General features: G+C 38.0%; 17 protein-coding genes and 1 tRNA gene. 16 read left to right on the forward strand and 2 right to left on the reverse strand.

The features are described 5' to 3' along the window. Positions 1 to 20 precede the first annotated feature (20 nt). The 16 genes from DFQ11_RS01805 (at position 21) to DFQ11_RS01880 (ending at position 16,453) form a co-directional block, all read left to right on the forward strand. Positions 21 to 1,034 (forward strand): type II glyceraldehyde-3-phosphate dehydrogenase, encoded by a 1,014-nt coding sequence (locus tag DFQ11_RS01805; protein WP_026813302.1) that lies wholly within the window; start codon positions 21 to 23, stop codon positions 1,032 to 1,034. 101 nt (positions 1,035 to 1,135) lie between these two features. Beyond that, complete coding sequence (locus DFQ11_RS01810; RefSeq protein ID WP_026813301.1) at positions 1,136 to 2,197, forward strand: class I fructose-bisphosphate aldolase; 1,062 nt, start codon at positions 1,136 to 1,138, stop codon at positions 2,195 to 2,197. A gap of 8 nt (positions 2,198 to 2,205) precedes the next feature. Continuing rightward, entirely contained in the window at positions 2,206 to 3,549 is a 1,344-nt protein-coding gene (locus DFQ11_RS01815) for a dicarboxylate/amino acid:cation symporter (RefSeq protein ID WP_026813300.1), read from the forward strand. Next, positions 3,546 to 4,463: an alpha/beta fold hydrolase gene (locus tag DFQ11_RS01820; protein WP_013072809.1), complete on the forward strand. Its 918-nt coding sequence runs from the start codon at positions 3,546 to 3,548 to the stop codon at positions 4,461 to 4,463. The genes DFQ11_RS01815 and DFQ11_RS01820 overlap by 4 nt, the downstream gene beginning before the upstream one ends. Next, on the forward strand, positions 4,453 to 5,427 hold the full coding sequence (locus DFQ11_RS01825) for an ATP-dependent 6-phosphofructokinase (protein WP_110473910.1): 975 nt from the start codon (positions 4,453 to 4,455) through the stop codon (positions 5,425 to 5,427). Before DFQ11_RS01820 ends, DFQ11_RS01825 begins: the two co-directional genes overlap by 11 nt. Before the next feature lie 3 nt (positions 5,428 to 5,430). Beyond that, positions 5,431 to 6,426, forward strand: a complete 996-nt coding sequence (locus DFQ11_RS01830; protein ID WP_008616405.1) for a 2-hydroxyacid dehydrogenase — start codon at positions 5,431 to 5,433, stop codon at positions 6,424 to 6,426. 18 nt (positions 6,427 to 6,444) lie between these two features. Continuing rightward, complete coding sequence (locus tag DFQ11_RS01835; RefSeq protein ID WP_110473911.1) at positions 6,445 to 7,275, forward strand: universal stress protein; 831 nt, start codon at positions 6,445 to 6,447, stop codon at positions 7,273 to 7,275. Positions 7,276 to 7,277: 2 nt separating this feature from the next. Next, complete coding sequence (locus tag DFQ11_RS01840; RefSeq protein ID WP_110473912.1) at positions 7,278 to 8,120, forward strand: restriction endonuclease; 843 nt, start codon at positions 7,278 to 7,280, stop codon at positions 8,118 to 8,120. Between the two features lie 41 nt (positions 8,121 to 8,161). Next, positions 8,162 to 8,416: a hypothetical protein gene (locus DFQ11_RS01845; RefSeq protein WP_110473913.1), complete on the forward strand. Its 255-nt coding sequence runs from the start codon at positions 8,162 to 8,164 to the stop codon at positions 8,414 to 8,416. A gap of 14 nt (positions 8,417 to 8,430) precedes the next feature. Further along, a complete protein-coding gene (locus tag DFQ11_RS01850) occupies positions 8,431 to 9,807 on the forward strand; it encodes an MBL fold metallo-hydrolase RNA specificity domain-containing protein (RefSeq protein WP_070237406.1) in 1,377 nt (458 codons plus the stop codon). 28 nt (positions 9,808 to 9,835) lie between these two features. After that, positions 9,836 to 11,338, forward strand: a complete 1,503-nt coding sequence (locus DFQ11_RS01855) for a thymidine phosphorylase family protein (RefSeq protein WP_110473914.1) — start codon at positions 9,836 to 9,838, stop codon at positions 11,336 to 11,338. Positions 11,339 to 11,348: 10 nt separating this feature from the next. Further along, complete coding sequence (locus DFQ11_RS01860) at positions 11,349 to 12,242, forward strand: ribose-phosphate pyrophosphokinase (protein ID WP_008616396.1); 894 nt, start codon at positions 11,349 to 11,351, stop codon at positions 12,240 to 12,242. Continuing rightward, positions 12,239 to 12,883 carry a hypothetical protein gene (locus DFQ11_RS01865; RefSeq protein WP_037314483.1) on the forward strand — a complete coding sequence of 215 codons (645 nt, stop codon included), beginning with the start codon at positions 12,239 to 12,241 and terminating at the stop codon, positions 12,881 to 12,883. The genes DFQ11_RS01860 and DFQ11_RS01865 overlap by 4 nt, the downstream gene beginning before the upstream one ends. 6 nt (positions 12,884 to 12,889) lie before the next feature. Continuing rightward, complete coding sequence (locus DFQ11_RS01870; protein WP_009778877.1) at positions 12,890 to 13,183, forward strand: hypothetical protein; 294 nt, start codon at positions 12,890 to 12,892, stop codon at positions 13,181 to 13,183. 18 nt (positions 13,184 to 13,201) lie between these two features. Continuing rightward, positions 13,202 to 15,304 carry a copper-translocating P-type ATPase gene (locus DFQ11_RS01875; RefSeq protein WP_110473915.1) on the forward strand — a complete coding sequence of 701 codons (2,103 nt, stop codon included), beginning with the start codon at positions 13,202 to 13,204 and terminating at the stop codon, positions 15,302 to 15,304. Beyond that, complete coding sequence (locus tag DFQ11_RS01880) at positions 15,305 to 16,453, forward strand: MFS transporter (protein WP_229791220.1); 1,149 nt, start codon at positions 15,305 to 15,307, stop codon at positions 16,451 to 16,453. Here the strand turns inward: DFQ11_RS01880 and DFQ11_RS01885 are convergent. Together DFQ11_RS01885 and DFQ11_RS01890 are read right to left on the reverse strand one after the other, a co-directional pair. Next, positions 16,393 to 17,496 (reverse strand): ParB/RepB/Spo0J family partition protein, encoded by a 1,104-nt coding sequence (locus DFQ11_RS01885; protein WP_229791221.1) that lies wholly within the window; start codon positions 17,494 to 17,496, stop codon positions 16,393 to 16,395. The two genes, DFQ11_RS01880 and DFQ11_RS01885, sit on opposite strands and share 61 nt — an antisense overlap. A gap of 502 nt (positions 17,497 to 17,998) precedes the next feature. Then, a tRNA-Leu gene (locus tag DFQ11_RS01890) sits at positions 17,999 to 18,080 on the reverse strand. Between the last annotated feature and the right edge of the window lie 213 nt (positions 18,081 to 18,293).

Here is an 18,293-nt window from a genome sequence, read left to right on the forward strand (position 1 = left end):
CTAATTAAAACAAAATTTATATGAAAGAAATAGGAGTTATAGGATACGGAGTCATAGGAAAAAGAGTGGCAGATGCCATCAAATTACAAGATGATATGAAGCTTTCGGGCGTTTGCGATATAATCAGCGATTGGCGCATTCAAAATGCCGTAAGAAAGGAGTATGATATTTATGCAGCTACCGAAGAAGCAGCCAATGATATGGACTCAAAAGGAATTTCAGTAAAAGGAAGCTTACAGGAACTTTTAAAGAAATCAGACCTGGTTGTGGACTGTACACCCAAAAAAATTGCCGCTCAGAATGTCGTTATCTACAAGGAGCAAAACATCAAATTTATTCTACACGGTGGCGAAAAACACGAAACCACAGGGCATTCCTTTAGTGCAGAAAATAATTACAAATCGGCTCTAAACTTGAATGCGACAAGAGTAGTTTCTTGTAATACTACGTCTATTTTAAGAACCTTGACCGCTTTAAAAAGAGCCGATTTATTGGATTATGCCAGAGGTACACTTTTAAGAAGAGCTACAGACCCTTGGGAAAGCCATTTAGGCGGTATTATGAACACAATGGTTCCCGAAAGAGACATCCCAAGCCATCAAGGTCCCGACGCACAAAGTGTTGACCCTGATCTTGATGTTATCACTACCGCAATAAAGGTACCCCAAACCTTAAGCCATTTACATTACTGGAACGTGAAATTAAAAAAACAGGCCTCGAAGGAAGAGGTGCTGAATGCCTTTAAAACCTCTAGTCGCATCAAACTAATTCAATATGATCAAGGTTTGGTTTCTAACAATACCATTAAAGAAATGTTCTTAGATATGGGCAGGCCTTGGGGTGATATGTATGAAGTTGCCCTTTGGGAAGATATGCTGAAAGTGGTGGGCGATGAACTTTTCTATGCCTACGTGGTCGATAACCAAGCTATTGTAATCCCTGAAACCATTGATGCCATTCGCGCACTTACTGGAATCGAAACCGATCCAAACAAATCTATCGAAAAGACCAATGAAAGTCTAGGAATCAAATAAATTCATTTAAAATGAAACATCCATTATTCATTTTTAAACACACAGCGGAATGACTAATTGGATGTTCCATATGTCCTTTAAAAAACAAATATTATAGACAGATGAAAACAGATATAAATATTACAGAACTTTTGGGGGAAAAAGCAGCCTTCTATTTGGATCACGTTTGTGAAAAAATAACCAAGGATGAATTGCAAACCCCCAGCAAGAGCAGTCTTGACAAGGTATTTGGCAATAGCAACAGAAATCCGCAGGTACTGCGAAGCCTTGCACAATTGTACAACCACGGAAACCTGGGCGGTACCGGCTACCTGAGTATCCTGCCCGTGGATCAAGGTATTGAACACAGTGCAGCCTTTTCATTTTATAAAAATCCAGACTACTTCGACCCGGAGAATATTATAAAACTCGCTATTGAAGCTGGTTGCAACGGTGTAGCATCAACTTTTGGAGTCCTTGGGTTGAACGCTCGAAAATATGCCCATAAAATTCCATTTATAGTTAAGATTAATCACAATGAATTGCTCACCTACCCCAATAAATATGACCAAACCTTATTTGGGAAAGTAAAAAGTGCTTGGGACATGGGAGCCGTGGCTGTGGGTGCCACCATTTATTTTGGTTCCAAAGAAAGCAACAGGCAACTCAACGAAATAGCCGAAGCTTTTGAAGAAGCCCACAATCTGGGGATGGCTACTATTCTATGGTGCTATACACGAAATGAAGCTTTCAAAATAGAAAATGAAGATTATCACGCAGCGGCCGATATAACCGGACAAGCAAATCATTTAGGCGTAACTATTCAAGCAGACATCATTAAACAAAAATTACCGACCAATAATTTCGGATTTAAAGAAATAGGATTCGGAAAATATGACGATGATATGTATGAAGCGTTGACTACAGACCATCCCATTGACCTTTGCAGATTACAGGTGGCCAATTGTTATATGGGTAAAATAGGGCTGATAAATTCTGGTGGTGGTTCCAAAGGCAAATCAGATTTGTCCGAAGCTGTAACAACTGCCGTTATCAATAAAAGGGCTGGTGGTTCTGGGCTGATAATGGGAAGAAAAGCATTTCAAAAACCCTTTAGCGAAGGCGTGAGAGTATTACAATCCGTTCAGGAAGTGTATCTGGATAATAAAATTAATATAGCATAATCAACAGAATGTTTGACACAGAGATAAAATCATTAAAATCACTTAACCACTACCTCATAAGATTGGTAGAAAGTCGTCTATGGCTTAAGGTAATCATTGCCTTGTTTTTAGGTGTTGGATTTGGTCTGCTATTGAGCCCACAAAATGGATGGATTTCTAAAGAAACAGCAGATATCGCGGGGAATTGGCTGGCATTGCCTGGTGTACTATTTCTGAAACTGGTTCAAATGATTATGATTCCGTTGATTGTGGCTTCCATCATTACTGGAATAGCAAGTAATGATAAGGACAATCTAAAAAAATTAGGTGGTGGGGTTTTGTTATATTTTCTAGGTACTACGATAGTTTCGGTAAGTTTGGGTGTCATACTATCTCAACTTTTTAGACCTGGTCGCTTTTTACATCAACAGGCTCTAGCTGAACATAATGAAATTACAGCTGTTCCAACGGAAAATCCAGAGCTTTCCTTCGGAATTGAAACGATTCCTGATGCCATCTCAAACTTACTTCCCGAAAACCCGTTGGCATCTATGGTAAGTGGTGAAATGTTAAGCATTGTAATTTTCACAATCATTATTGGTGTAGCTGTGCTATCACTTGAAAATGCCTTACTGCGCCCAGTGAAGCTGCTTCTAACTGCCATTCAGGAAGTCTGTATGACAGTAGTAAAATGGTCAATGCTTCTAGTGCCTATTGCTGTTTTCGGACTTATGGCGCAGCTTACCTCTAGTGTTGGTTTAAGTTCTCTTTCCGGTCTCACCTATTATGTTGGCGTCGTCCTGCTCGGTCTATTACTTTTGGTAATTTTCTATTTAGGGCTAATTGTGCTTCTTGGAAAAGCAAACCCTATGCATTTCCTAAAAAAAATAAGGGACGTTCAATTATTGGCCTTTTCAACCACAAGCTCTGCGGCCGTGATGCCACTTTCCCTTCAAACAGCCGAAGAAGAATTGAAGGTGGACAAGACCATTAGCAATTTTATTATTCCCATAGGTGCAACCGTCAATATGGATGGCACTGCACTCTATCAAACCATAACTACGCTATTCATAGCCCAAGCCTATGGCTTGGAAATGAGTTTGCTCAATATTATTGTGGTCATCGTAACCATCGTTGCTGCTTCAATCGGCACACCTGCCATTCCCGGAGGTGGTGTGGTGATACTCGCTTCTGTTTTGGGAAGTGTCGGTATCCCAGCCGAAGGCATCATCATTATTATTGGTGTAGAAAGATTGTTGGGAATGTTCAGGACTGCTGTAAACGTAACGGGTGACCTCACAGCTTGTATGGTTTTTAATAGGTTTTATGGTAAAACCCCAATATTGGTTAATGATAAAACTTTAAAAATATGACATTACTACTCATATCCATATTTTTCATTTTTCCTGTGGTCGCTATAGCAGGATATCAACATTATAAGATTGTTAAGCACCCAGCTTATGATGCTGACAAAACACTCTTAAATTATGAAATTATAGGTGCGGGTGAAAACAAACTCGTTTTGCTGCACGGTTTGACAGGGTCATTGAATTATTGGAAACGCAATTTAGAAAGCATTTCAAAAACACACACTTTGCTATTAATAGACCTTTTGGGTTTTGGTGATTCGCCAAAACCACAAAGTGATTATTCGCTTTCAGTTCAACTAAAAGCTTTAGAATTGGTTTTGCAAAAAGAAGGATTCAATGATGGAAAAACCATAGTTGCCGGTCATTCTATGGGCGCTATAATTTCAATGGCCCTATTGGAAAAACACTCAAATTGGCTCAAAGCAGGCATTTTTATTGGAATACCTGTTTATCAGGATGCAGATGAATTTAAAAAAATTATGTCCTCACATTCCTTTGTGGACAGAATATCAACAAGCAGATTCTCTAAATACATCTGTATGATTCATCCCATTTTTATGTCGCGTGCATTTAAACCAGACAACCTCACGGATGATGTTTATGAAGATGCAAAAAAACACCATTGGCAGAGCTACTATTATTCGCTTACGAGGATAATCCTAAAAACAGATTTATACGGGATTGCAAGAAAGATTAGAAACACAAAAGTGCTTTTCATTCACGGAGCAAAGGACACTACTGCACCGCTCAAAAATGCTATAGACTTATCAAGAGAATTTACAAACGTAAAAACTGTTACCTCTACAGGGGGAGACCATCAGTTCTTTCTAAAAGAAGCAGAATTTGTATGGAAGACCATCCAAGATTTTTCTGTTTCAGATAAAAAATCACAAAAAACAATTTTAAATGAATACTAATAAAATTAAACATATAGGTGTATTTACCTCTGGAGGTGATAGTCCAGGGATGAATTCAGCCTTGTACGCCATTGCAAAAATGGCTGAAGCAACTGGTATAAAAGTTAGTGGTTTTAGAAAAGGATATGAAGGATTGATAGACGGTGACTTGGTTCAATTTAAATCACACGAATTACAAAAACTGACCCAAAAGGGTGGCACAATTCTAAAGACCGCACGAAGCAAACGTTTTCTCGAACTGGAAGGTCGAAAAAAAGCCTTGCAAACTCTAAATGTAAACAAAATAGACGCTTTAATTGCCATAGGTGGTGATGGTACTTTTAAAGGTCTATTGGCTTTTTCAGAGATATGCGATATCCCATTCATAGGGATTCCCGGAACTATTGATAACGATATTTCGGGTACGGATTACACCCTTGGTTTCGATTCCGCTGTTAACACAGCCATTGAAAACATTGATAAAATAAGGGATACTGCCGAATCTCACAATCGGGTATTTATCGTGGAAGTAATGGGTAGAGATTCTGGCTATATCGGCATTCATTCAGGATTGATGGTTGGCGCTGATGCCATACTCATCCCAGAGAGCGATACCGACTTTATTAACCTTTTAGATAAAGTGAAAAATTACGATAGCGAAGATGCTTTTCTTGTCGTGGTTTCAGAAGGCGATGAAATAGGTGCCGAACTTGTTTCTTCAAAAATAAAGGAAGTCAACCCCAATGTCGATTTACGCATAACAAAACTTGGGCACGTACAGCGTGGTGGAAATCCTTCTGCTTTAGATAGGATGTTGGGTATTAGGCTTGGGGTGGAAGCCGTAAAATCACTTTTACAAAGTAAAAAGAATGTAATGGTCGGGATTTTAAACAATCAATTGCACTTAACCCCTTTTAATGAAGTGGTCAAACAACATCAGGTCAATAAAGAATTGCACGAACTCTTAGAACTATTTGGAACATAAATTATGAAAACAACAATATACAGCACACATAAATTCGATAAGCCTTCCATTGAAAACGCTAATAAAGGAAAACATCAATTGAATTTTCTGGAATTTAGGCTAACAAAGGAAACCGCCTTATTGGCAGAAGGTTCAAAGGCCATAGCACTTTTCTCAAGTGACGATGCCTCTTCGGAAGTTTTGGATATTTTACACAAACTAGGCATAAAATTTATCGCATTACGTTCGGCAGGTTTCAATCACGTCGATTTAGAAAAAGCAGCTGAATTGAATATAAAAGTGGCCCGTGTCCCAGCCTATTCACCTTATGCCATTGCAGAACATACAATGGCTTTGATACTTGCATTAAACCGAAGACTGATTAAAGCCCACAATAGAGTGCGCGAACAAAACTTTTCATTAAACGGTCTCACTGGTTTTGACCTAAATGGGAAAACCGTTGGCGTGATTGGAACAGGAAAAATAGGGTCTGTACTCGTAAAAATACTTCACGGATTCGGCTGCAATATTCTTGCCCAGGATATAGAAGAAAGCAAAGACCTAATTGATAAATATGGCGTAATCTATTCAGATTGTGCGACGCTCTGTAAGCACGCGGATATAATAAGCCTGCACGTGCCATTAAAAGCTTCAACAAAACATTTAATAAATAAAGAGCATATAGCACTAATGAAATCTGGAGTAATGCTCATCAATACAAGTCGTGGTGGGTTGGTGGACACCAAGGCAGTTATCGAAGGATTGAAAACTAAAAAAATAGGGTATTTAGGACTGGATGTTTATGAGGAAGAAGAAGGATTGTTCTTTGAAGACCATTCCGATGACATTTTGCAAGACGATGTGATTGCACGCTTAATGACTTTCAACAATGTACTAATTACAAGCCATCAAGCTTTTTTAACCAAAACCGCATTGACCAATATTGCAGAAACAACCATATATAATCTGGATTGTTTTGAAAAACAAAAACCTTCTGGAAATGAAATTAGCATTAATTAATAGTTAAAAACAAATATTATGAAAAACATACTCGTACCAACAGACTTTTCAAAAAATTGCAATAAAGCAGAAGAACTCGGAATTGAAATGGCAAAGCTTTACAATTCCGAAATCCATTTTTTCCATTTGATGAAAACCCCGTTAGAATGGGTAAAGTTGGATAAACAAAAAGAAAAACAGCACCCAGAAACAGTAAAGCAAATAGGCATCGCAAAAGCCTACCTGAGAGAACTGGAGAAAAAAGCAGAACGACAAGGCCTTGAATGCAGGACTTTTCTTAAATTTGATGGTGGTCAGGCAAATATCCTTAAACATTCGGGTCATTTTCATCACGATTTTATAGTTACGGGAAGTAGTGGCACCCGAGGCGGTATACGTGAGTTAATGGGAAGCAACGTAGAAAAAATTGTTAGGAAAGCTGATGTACCAGTTGTTGTAGTCAAGGATGAAGAAGTATCCTTTCCTTTTAAGGATATCGTTTTTGTTTCAGATTTTCTTCAAGATGTAAGCGATGTATTTAAGCAAGTTATTTCGATTGCTGAAAAATGCGGCGCACATATCCATTTATTGAGGGTCAATACTCAGACCGATTTTAACAGTATAGAACAAGGGTTGGATCCCATCAAGGAGTTCCTGAAAAAATTCCCCGATTTGGATAACTTCTCAATGAATGTATATAACGAACCAGACGTAGAAACAGGGATAAACAATTATTTACGATATAAAAATGCCGATTTAATCGCAATGTGTACTCACGGACGTACAGGCTTTTTAAGCTTATTCTCTAAAAGCATCGCAGAGGGTGTAACCAATCACTCCGAATTACCAGTAATGACTATTAAAATGTAACAATGAATAAATCAGTCTTAATAAAAAAATACTCTGGTGAGTACGAAGCCTTTGATGTAAACAAACTCATCAACTCCCTGCGGCGTTCACGGGCAGATGAGGATATTATTCAAGATATAGCCCGGAAAGTACAAGAGCAGATTGAAAAAGGAATGACAACCAAAAAAATCTATCAGTTGGCTTTCAAGATGCTAAAACGAAAATCTAGGGTAAGTGCCTCAAAGTACAAGCTCAAAAAAGCTTTAATGGAACTAGGTCCAACCGGTTTTCCATTTGAAAAATTAGTAGGCAAACTATTGGCACACGAAGGTTTTGATACAGAAGTTGATGTTATTGTCCAAGGTAATTGTGTTCAACACGAAATAGATGTGATAGCGCAAAAAGACAATAATCATTATATGATTGAATGCAAATACCATAGCGATCAAGGCCGAGTTTGCAACGTGAAGATTCCATTATACATCAATTCAAGATTTTTAGATGTAGAAAAAAATTGGGAACGCCAAAAAGGTCACGATACTAAACTTCACAAAGGAGGCGTCTATACAAATACACGATTTACAAGTGATGCGGTACAATATGGTAAATGCGTTGGGCTATTATTGACAAGTTGGGATTACCCAATGGATAACGGGTTAAAAGACAGAATAGATAAAGCTGGTCTGCACCCATTGACCGCATTGACAACGCTGACCAAAGCTGAGAAATCAAAGCTATTGGACAAGGGAATTGTGCTCTGTAAAGAGCTTCACGAAAATCCTGCGTTATTAGAGCAGATAGGGGTTGACAAAAAAAGGCACAAAAATATTTTGGCAGATTCAAAAGAGCTGTGCCAAAGCACTTAAGAGTAAATGATATAATAGTTCAATAATCTTAAAATAACCAGATGAAAACAGATGAAACCCAAAAACAGAACACAATAGATTTGGAGCCATTTTACCAAGCATTGGAAGATGATTCTAAACTACTTGAAGAAGCCCTCGAAATATTATTGGGTATGGTACACTTCGAGCCTAAATCCGTAAAGAAGTTGGCACTCGTAATAAAAGAGGATTCCCGCAATCTATATAACGAAATAGCGGAATTGAGCAAATCGAACCAAGACAAAGGAAATACGCCTTCCTGTTGTGGTGGACATTAATAAATACTATAACGATGAAAAACAAAAAAATAAACATCCACTTTTTGGGAGCGGCAGGCACCGTGACTGGCTCAAAATATTTGGTGGATACAGGAGATAGAAAGATACTTATAGACTGTGGCCTCTTCCAAGGGTTAAAGGAATTACGCCTTAAAAACTGGGAGTACCCACCTGTTAATGTAGGTGATATTGATGCTGTTTTGCTTACCCACGGTCATATGGACCATACAGGTTATTTACCCAGATTGGTAAAACAAGGCTTCAATGGTCCCATTTATGGTACGAATCCTACTTTGGACATTGCAAAAATCATTTTGAATGATAGTGCAAAAATACAGGAGCAAGAAGCCGAACGTGCCAATAAGGAAGGCTATTCCAAACATAGTCCCGCAGAACCATTATACGATTTAAAGGATGTAGAAAAAACTATCCCACACTTTAAAGGAATTCCACAATCACAATGGATTCCGTTATTTGATGGTATTAGGGCTCGCTTCCAATACAACGGACATATTCTGGGTGCAACCTATATTGAGTTGGATGTGCACGGAAAACGTTTTGTCTTTTCAGGAGACATTGGTAGAACCAATGATTTATTGCTCTATCCACCCCTTAAACCAAAAAAAGCGGATGTGCTTTTCATTGAATCCACTTATGGTGGAAGGTTTCATCCCGATGAAATAGAAGCACTTCCACATATTGAAAAATTAGTAAATGATACCATCAACAGAGATGGTAGCTTATTTGTCCCAAGCTTTTCGGTAGAACGTGCCCAGCTAATGATGCTCATCTTTTGGAAATTATTGAAAGAAAAGAAAATCCCCAGAGTACAAATGATTATGGACAGCCCGATGGGTGCCAATGTATTGGAACTGTTTCATAGAACTCGCGATTGGCACAGATTGGAGGACAACGAATGTGACGAAATGTGTTCTCACTTTACGGTCGTAAGCAGTTATCGTGAAACAATGGAAATAAGAACAGATAACAAACCAAAAATCGTGATTGCAGGAAGCGGAATGCTCACAGGGGGAAGAATGCTAAACTATCTTGAAACACAGGCACAAAATCCAAATAACACCTTACTTTTTGTAGGCTATCAAGCTGAAGGCACTCGTGGCAGAAAATTATTGGAAGGTGAAAAAGAACTAAAAGTATATGGAAAATGGGTGCCGTTTAAAATGCAAGTAGCAGAAATTGAAGGGCTTTCGGCACACGCAGACCACGCAGAGCTTATGGACTGGATGGACAGTATAAAAAACAAACCCGAACGCATTTTCATTATACACGGTGAAAAAGAGAGTGCAGAAGCATTGCAAAAAGGCATCAAGGAAACTTATGGGTGGGATGCAGAAATTCCGCAATTATACACTATCGAAGAAATAGAATAAATCGAAAAATCACAACAACCAATAATATATGGACACACACTCAAACATATTAAAATACAAACATCTCGGCATCTATACCCAAAACGAGAATGTAGTGTATATGCGCGAAGATTGCCACGTCTGTATTTCAGAAGGGTTTGAGGCACTTACCCGAATAAGAATATCGAACGCAAGTACATCAATCGTTGCAAGTCTTAATGTTCTGAATTCTGATATCCTTTTGCCCAATGAAATCGGACTATCAGATGCTGCTGCTAAAAAACTCAATGTGTCCCAAAACGATACATTATATGTTTCCCATTTAGAACCTATAGAATCATTAAGCCACGTTAGGGCAAAAATCTATAACAAAAAACTGGATTATAAGGCCTATAACAACATCATAACCGATATCGTGGAAGGCGATTATTCCAACATCCACCTTTCGGCATTTATTACTGCCTGTGCTGGCGACCGAATGGATATTGATGAAATAAGTGACCTTACTAAAGCAATGATTGCTTCCGGAAAGCAACTGAACTGGAACAAGGATATCGTGGTCGACAAGCATTGCATTGGTGGATTGCCTGGCAATAGAACAACACCATTGGTCGTTGCCATTGTTGCCGCGTATGGTCTTACTATGCCAAAAACATCCTCACGGGCAATCACTTCACCAGCAGGCACAGCAGATACAATGGAAGTATTGACCAATGTTACGCTCTCTTCCGAGGAAATAAAGACTGTAGTAGAAAAAGAAGGCGGATGTTTTGTTTGGGGAGGCACGGCGCAGTTAAGTCCTGCCGATGATGTGCTCATCAAAATTGAAAAAGCCTTGGATATTGATAGCGAAGGGCAGCTCATTGCTTCAGTACTCTCTAAAAAGGCAGCAGCTGGTTCTACTCACGTGGTCATTGATATTCCCGTGGGAGAAACCGCCAAGGTTCGCAGTACCGAAATGGCTCAAAAACTAAAAAATCATATGGAAACCGTTGGGACATCTGTTGACTTGAATGTAAAAGTTGTAGTTACGGATGGCACGCAGCCTGTTGGAAGGGGTATCGGTCCAACATTAGAAGCCATAGATATATTAAAAGTTTTGAAAAATGAGGAAGATGCACCTAAAGACTTAACAGAAAGAGCATTGCTTTTAGCTACTGAACTATTAGAACTTTCTGGAAAAGTAGAAAAAGGAAAGGGACTGGAAACCGCACGTGAAATTCTCAAATCTGGAAAAGCATATGAAAAATTCGTAGCCATTTGTAAGGCGCAAGGTCAATTTTCAAAACCAGTTTTAGCACCTTATAAAATTGAAATTAAAGCTGAAAAGTCAGGCGTTTTGCAACGAATTGATAACCGTAAAATTGCAAAACTGGCCAAGCTTTCTGGAGCACCACAATCTAAATCGGCAGGGATTCTTCTAAATGTGCATTTGGGAGAACAAATCGAAGAGAACCAACTGCTTTATACCATATATGCTGAATCCAAAGGTGAACTTAATTATGCCTTGGAATATGAAAACAACCATAACGACATCATAACTATAAATTAAAGAACATACTATGAAAACAATATTATTCAGTCTTCCCGGAAATGAAGAACTCACAGAACTAATGGCTACAAAAATGGATGCTGAAGTGGGTCAAGCCACATTAAGGAAATTCCCTGACGGGGAATCATACACGCGCATATTGTCTGATGTTAAAGATAAATGTGTGGTACTGGTATGCACCTTGCACGAACCGGACGAAAAACTGTTGTCACTATATTTTTTAAGCCACACAGCCAAATCATTAGGAGCTATGTGTACCTGTTTGGTAGCACCCTATTTGGCGTATATGCGGCAGGACAAAGTATTTAATGAAGGAGAAGGAGTGACTTCCGGTTTCTTCGGAAAATTGATTTCTGGTTTCGCCGATAGCATTACCACAGTTGACCCTCACTTGCACAGAATTAGTTCGTTGGGAGAAGTGTATCAAATTCCAAATAAAGTGATTCACGCTGCCGACGCAATTTCAGAATGGATTAAAGAAAATATCGAAAACCCGGTACTTATCGGACCTGATTCTGAAAGTGAACAATGGGTATCAGAAGTCGCCAAAAATGCAGGAGCACCATTTACGGTATTACAAAAGGTGCGTCACGGTGACCGTGATGTAGAAGTCTCTGTTCCCGATGTGGATATATATAAAGATGCTACACCCATTTTGGTAGATGATATTATTTCCACGGCGCGAACGATGATTGAAACCGTACAACATCTTAAAAAAGCAGGAATGAAACCACCCATTTGTGTAGGCATTCACGCCGTTTTTTCAGGAAACGCCTATCAAGATTTATTGGATTCCGGAGTAGAAAAAATAGTGACTTGTAATACCATCCCACACTCTTCAAATGGAATAGATTTAAGTGATATTATGGCAAAAGAGGTAAAAAAATTAATGCACCATATATGAGAAAACAAGGCTTTATAGTACTAATCACTTTATTCAGCATCACAATGACTGGACAAACTGAAATGCTCATTGGGCAGATTTCAGGCAGAGTTGTTATTCGGGAAAACTTTGATGAAAATGGTTCTTTTTTAAATAAACAAACTTTCAAAGCCAGTGAAACAATAAAGAAAAATGGATACTATGAAATTGAGGTAGTTACGGAATTGTTTGATAAAGACAAAAAATCGACCGATAAATACACCACAACCTATCGCTGTAAGCCTGATGAGGCAAGTGTAATGGTAATGGCTTTTCCGTTTTCAAACCCAAAATCAAAGGAGACCGAAATTAATACCACCTCTAAAAAATTTAAAGAGCTCTACGATTTGGACAACCTTGAAGATATAGAATTGGAAATGAGTTTTGATTCGGGCTTGTTGAATTTTTTTGGCTCAAAAAGTACCATAAAAATTTACGACCGAAAATTTAATAATAGCGAAAATAATATTAATTCAAAAATTAACATTAAGGCCTATGCCTTGGGAATTCGCATTAAGCAACTCAATTATACTGTTAACGAGAAATTAAATGCACAAGGTCTATTGACCTTTCAAAAATTTACCGAAGAAGACAACAGTTATTTTACAATGACTTATAAATAAAAATAAATGAAAAATTATAACACCCTTTCAGAAGCTATTAACGATTTGCAGACAAACGAATACCCTTATGATTTCAACTTAAAACCTGAATGTCTGGAATGTGCTTCCCTGAAAATTGAGATTCGACCAGAAGATTTTAAAGTGGATAAAATATATCGCTTTGAAGGAATGAGCAGTACCGATGATAACAGCATTTTATATGCAATATCTTCCAAAAAAGAGCTTAAAGGTCTTTTAGTAGATGCTTATGGCGTCTATGCCGAAAACATATCGGAAGCAATGAGAAAAAAATTACGATAACACTTAAACAAGACAATAATGGAAAATCACGAACACCACAATCACGAAGAAATGGACCATTCAAAAATGGACCACTCTAAGAAAAAACAAAAAAAAGCAGACCATTCTAAAATGAATCATGGAGATGGAGACCATTCAGGTCACAATCCGGGACACGGTCAAATGGGTCACGACCATCATAAAATGATGATTGCAGACTTTAGAAAACGGTTTTGGGTAACACTTGTGCTTACCATTCCCATATTGTTTTTCTCGCCAATGATTCAGGAATTTTTTGGTTATGAATTTTTACTTCCAGGAAATCCATATATCCTTTTTGCACTTTCCACTGTTGTATATTTTTATGGTGGTTGGCCATTTTTAAAAGGGTTTTGGTCTGAAGTCAAAAAAGGTGCACCAGGGATGATGACACTTATATCTATGGCAATAAGTGTCGCCTATTTCTACAGTTCTGCAACTGTCTTTGGTTTACGAGGAGTTGACTTTTTCTGGGAGCTGTCAACACTAATTGCTATTATGCTTGTTGGTCATTGGATAGAAATGAAAAGTGTATTAGGCGCTTCAAAAGCATTACAGCTTTTAGTTAGTATGATGCCTGCCGAAGCGCACAGGGTAAAAGGCGACACTATTGAAGATATACCACTTGAAGATTTGTTGAAAAATGACGTGATTTTGGTAAAGCCTGGAGAGAAAGTTCCAGCTGATGGTATCATAGTAGAAGGTTCAAGTTATTTAAACGAATCAATGCTTACAGGGGAGTCCAAGCCTGTGAAAAAAGAAGAAAAGGATAAGGTAATAGGTGGTTCAGTAAATGGCAATAGCACTTTAAAGGTAAAGGTAGAGCATACAGGAAAAGACAGCTATCTCAATAAGGTTATTACGATGGTTGAGGAAGCACAAAAGACCAAATCTAAAATGCAAAACCTTTCCGATAGGGCTGCAAAATGGTTGACTTATATAGCTTTGGCTATTGGTTTTGGTACGTTGGCAGTTTGGCTGATTTTAGGCTTTCCGTTTGTGTATGCATTAGAAAGAATGGTTACCGTTATGGTCATCGCTTGTCCACACGCATTGGGTCTTGCAATTCCTCTTGTAGTTGCCATTTCTACTGCTGTATCTGCACAAAATGGATTATTAATCCGTAATAGAACTGCCTTTGAAGAATCACGTAAGATATCCGCCTTACTATTTGACAAAACAGGGACTTTGACCAAAGGGGACTTTGGCGTTACTCGAATCAAATCTGTAAATGTGTCCTATTCAAACGATGAAATCTTAAGACTGTCAAGTGCATTGGAACAAAGTTCAGAACATCCAATTGCTGTTGGGATTATTAAAAAAGTTAAAGAAGACAATATTACAATCCCAAAGCCTGAAAACTTTAATGCGATTACTGGTAAAGGTGTAGAGGCAAATGTAGAAGGAAAGCAAGTAAAAGTGGTTAGTCCTGGTTATTTAAGGGATGAAAAAATAACTATTCCTGAAGATGCTTATAGTGACGCTGCTGAAACTGTTGTATTTGTATTAATTGAAGGACAACTAGCAGGATACATTGCGCTTGCTGACGAAATAAGACCTGAATCTGCGGAAGCTATAAAAATATTTAAAAAGAATAATATCAAAGTTTTGATGGCAACTGGGGATAACGAAAAAACAGCCAAAGCTGTGAGTGAAAAATTAGGGTTGGATGGCTATTATGCCGAAGTGCTACCACACCAAAAAGTAGAAATTGTAGAAGAGTTGCAAAACAAAGGAGAGTTTGTGGCTATGACTGGAGATGGCGTAAACGATGCGCCCGCACTTGCCAAAGCTGATGTAGGAATCGCTGTTGGTTCTGGTACTGATGTAGCCGCCGAAACAGCCGATATTATATTGGTAAATAGCAATCCACAAGACATTGCAAACCTAATTTTGTTCGGAAAGGCTACGTACAATAAAATGATTCAGAACCTAATATGGGCAACTGGGTATAATGTGGTGGCCATTCCATTAGCTGCAGGTGTTCTATACTCTTCTGGCTTTGTTTTAGGGCCAGCTGTAGGAGCGGTATTTATGAGTTTGAGTACAATTATAGTGGCTATTAATGCACAATTATTGAAGCGAAAAATCGGTAAAAAATAAATGGATAGAAAAGAAAAACTCAACAGGATATTTTTAATCCTGTTGAGTTTATTTGTAGTGATGTTGGGCTATGGTATTTTATTGCCAACCCTTCCCTACTATACCGAAAGATTAGCTTTAGGAGATAACCTAGATACTGATTCGATTAACTTTCATATTGGTTTTTTGACCAGTATTTATCCGCTCTTCCAGCTTCTTTTCGTTGTACTCTGGGGCAGGCTATCCGATAAATACGGCCGTAAACCCATTATCATTGTTGGGCTAATCGGCTTTGTAATTATGCAATTACTTACCGGTCTTGCTACATCATTGACGATGCTATATGTTGCTCGCATCTTTGGTGGTATTTTCACGTCATCAGTTATTCCAGTTAGCAACGCATATTTGAGCGACATTACTTCTGAAAAACGAAGAACAAAAATAATGGGTTGGTCGGGTGTTGCCATTAGCTCTGGTGTTATTTTTGGCCCTGTCATTGGTGGCTTTCTGTCTCAAACTGACCTTCATTTAAAATATACGATAGGTCTGCTGCATTTAGACCGATTTTCAGTACCCTTTTTGTTTGCCGCTCTTCTAGGACTTATAGTCTTATTTGTAGTAGCAAAATGGTTAAAAAACACCACTCGCGTACATACGTTCACAACACAAAAAGCGAGCTTGCGATTCACATTTACCAAATATTTTGTCGTATTACTGGGTCTGTCGTTTGTCATCCAATTTGTAGTAACGCTGTTTGAAACTGTCTTTTCAATATATGGGAAAGATGAATTAGGATTTAACAGTAACCAAATAGGTATTGGTTTTATGCTATGTGGTTCAATAATGGCTGTTTTACAACCTTTGTTCGCTACTTACGGAGAGAAGTTTTTATCCACAAAGAAACAAATTGCATTAGGGTTGTTTATATCTGGATTATCCTTAATTGTCTTTCCCTTTTTTAAGAATGAATACTTGGTATATGTGTTAATCGTTGTTTTCGCTGCTGGAGGTGCTATGATAACGCCAAATTTACTTTCTGCGGTCTCATTAATATCAAAGCAAAATACTGGCAGGAACATTTCTATTCAGAGCTCTACTAATAGCGTTGGTCAAATTCTAGGGCCTGTTTTAGCTTCATCCAATTCTGTCTTTAATTCATCTTCAGAATAATCGTAATGCTGATATTCTATCTTGATACCCTCGATTGTTGGCTCAATCGGATTTTCTAAGATTTCAACATCGTCCAGTAAATAGACTTTCAATCCATTCTTTTCCAATTGTGATATTATGAGCTGATTGTTTTCGTCATCTGCCCAATACTGTCGTATCTCAGGAATTAGCAGGATGTTCTCTTTTTTTGATTTCTTAATCAGGTTTAAGAACGATTTACTTTTCTTAGTTTCAAAACAGGCTGATTTTGTACAGACCATTATTCCTTCGCCGAACAGATTACCTTGATTTGCAGCATTGAAAGGACATTCTACACAAGACCCTGCTTTTGGGACCAATTTTTTATCGGCTACATCAAAGGATGCTTTTTCCAAGTCGTAGGTCTGGTCTTTAATCATCCTGTTTATCTGATGTGCATTAAAATCCTCGCCCATAGTTTCCAACATCATCTGTTGTTCTTCTGGTTCAAAGAGCGCTACACCTACGCCCAAGGATATGGTCATTTCGCCATTTCGTACAAAGTGCTTAAAGCCCTCTATCAATCCTGCTAACTTTAGGCGTTGTCTTATAAAGTTGTCTGTTCTGCCCAATCGCTTTGCAATTTCAGCAGGTGCATACTTTTCACTCAGAAAGGCAATTGCTTCGGCCTCTTCGGTAGGTTCAACATCCTGTCTTTGTAGATTTTCAATGATTTGAATTTCCAGAACATCATCGTCCTTATACGTTCTTACAATACAGGGTATCGTTTTCTTGCCAGCTAACTTACTGGCACGATACCTACGCTCGCCCATTACGATGATATAATCTTTTTTGGATTTCCTTACCGTAATAGGTTGTAGTACGCCGTGCTTCTCAATACTTTCTGAAAGCTGTTCTAGCAACTTTTCATCAAACGTTTTTCTGGGTTGCATCGGGTCGGGTTTGACTTTTGCAATAGGCAGATTCTCAATTTTAAGTGCCTGGACTTTTTTTCCGTTCACTTCTTTTTTGGCAGCTACTTTTGTTCGACTGCGCTTTTTTGTGGTACTCGCTTTTGTTGTCATAATACTCAAATTTTTGATTAAACAATATTTGAGCAGAAACCAAACGGAAGATAAAATCTTGGCTCAAAAGGAAACGGAATAAATGAGTAGTGGAAGAAGCGTTGGCTTTATGCCGTAGTCTTTTGATGGAAGTATTTTATGAGTTTAACTTGCGGTAATATTGTATGATAATAAACTTCACCCTAAAGTATGCTCAATTCTAACTTTTATTCGTTGAAGAATGTAGATGTTTAAATACAAGAATTTGTCCCATATTTATGCTTTTTTTGGGACAAGAGTAAAGTAACTGAAAGAGAATGTTTTTTGAATAGAATGATAAAAAAACGCTAGACTTTATTGAAATAAAGAGTTTTTCATAGCACTTAATGTCAAAAAATTAAAAAGCATATCATTTTATATTAGCACCAAAAAAAAAGCAAAATGTTGTACCTATGTTGTACCTGCCCTATTTTTAGCCACTATTTTCAAATGAAAAAAGCCGAAGATTTCTCTTCGGCTTTTGTGCGGATGACAGGAATCGAACCTGCACACCTCACGGCATCAGATCCTAAGTCTGACGTGTCTACCAGTTCCACCACATCCGCATTTTAAATATTTTAACACTTTTTCTTAGGTTAAATCCTAAGTCTAGCGTGTCTACCAATTCCACCACACCTGCATCCGTCCAATAAATATTGGGTTGCAAATATAAACAATAGTTTTAATAATCAAATATTAAATTTTCAAGAATTTTATAGAAAATATTCTCTTGCGATAATTGACCTAAGGACTTTAATTTACAGTGACTTATTCAATCT

Origin of the sequence: Winogradskyella epiphytica, from assembly GCF_003217215.1 — a bacterium.
Lineage (GTDB): Bacteria > Bacteroidota > Bacteroidia > Flavobacteriales > Flavobacteriaceae > Winogradskyella > Winogradskyella epiphytica.

Coding starts and splice junctions, on each gene's coding strand:
- DFQ11_RS01805 (WP_026813302.1), top strand. CDS start 21: ATGAAAGAAATAGGAGTTATAGGATACGGAGTCATAGGAAAAAGAGTG.
- DFQ11_RS01810 (WP_026813301.1), top strand. CDS start 1,136: ATGAAAACAGATATAAATATTACAGAACTTTTGGGGGAAAAAGCAGCC.
- DFQ11_RS01815 (WP_026813300.1), top strand. CDS start 2,206: ATGTTTGACACAGAGATAAAATCATTAAAATCACTTAACCACTACCTC.
- DFQ11_RS01820 (WP_013072809.1), top strand. CDS start 3,546: ATGACATTACTACTCATATCCATATTTTTCATTTTTCCTGTGGTCGCT.
- DFQ11_RS01825 (WP_110473910.1), top strand. CDS start 4,453: ATGAATACTAATAAAATTAAACATATAGGTGTATTTACCTCTGGAGGT.
- DFQ11_RS01830 (WP_008616405.1), top strand. CDS start 5,431: ATGAAAACAACAATATACAGCACACATAAATTCGATAAGCCTTCCATT.
- DFQ11_RS01835 (WP_110473911.1), top strand. CDS start 6,445: ATGAAAAACATACTCGTACCAACAGACTTTTCAAAAAATTGCAATAAA.
- DFQ11_RS01840 (WP_110473912.1), top strand. CDS start 7,278: ATGAATAAATCAGTCTTAATAAAAAAATACTCTGGTGAGTACGAAGCC.
- DFQ11_RS01845 (WP_110473913.1), top strand. CDS start 8,162: ATGAAAACAGATGAAACCCAAAAACAGAACACAATAGATTTGGAGCCA.
- DFQ11_RS01850 (WP_070237406.1), top strand. CDS start 8,431: ATGAAAAACAAAAAAATAAACATCCACTTTTTGGGAGCGGCAGGCACC.
- DFQ11_RS01855 (WP_110473914.1), top strand. CDS start 9,836: ATGGACACACACTCAAACATATTAAAATACAAACATCTCGGCATCTAT.
- DFQ11_RS01860 (WP_008616396.1), top strand. CDS start 11,349: ATGAAAACAATATTATTCAGTCTTCCCGGAAATGAAGAACTCACAGAA.
- DFQ11_RS01865 (WP_037314483.1), top strand. CDS start 12,239: ATGAGAAAACAAGGCTTTATAGTACTAATCACTTTATTCAGCATCACA.
- DFQ11_RS01870 (WP_009778877.1), top strand. CDS start 12,890: ATGAAAAATTATAACACCCTTTCAGAAGCTATTAACGATTTGCAGACA.
- DFQ11_RS01875 (WP_110473915.1), top strand. CDS start 13,202: ATGGAAAATCACGAACACCACAATCACGAAGAAATGGACCATTCAAAA.
- DFQ11_RS01880 (WP_229791220.1), top strand. CDS start 15,305: ATGGATAGAAAAGAAAAACTCAACAGGATATTTTTAATCCTGTTGAGT.
- DFQ11_RS01885 (WP_229791221.1), bottom strand. CDS start 17,496: ATGACAACAAAAGCGAGTACCACAAAAAAGCGCAGTCGAACAAAAGTA.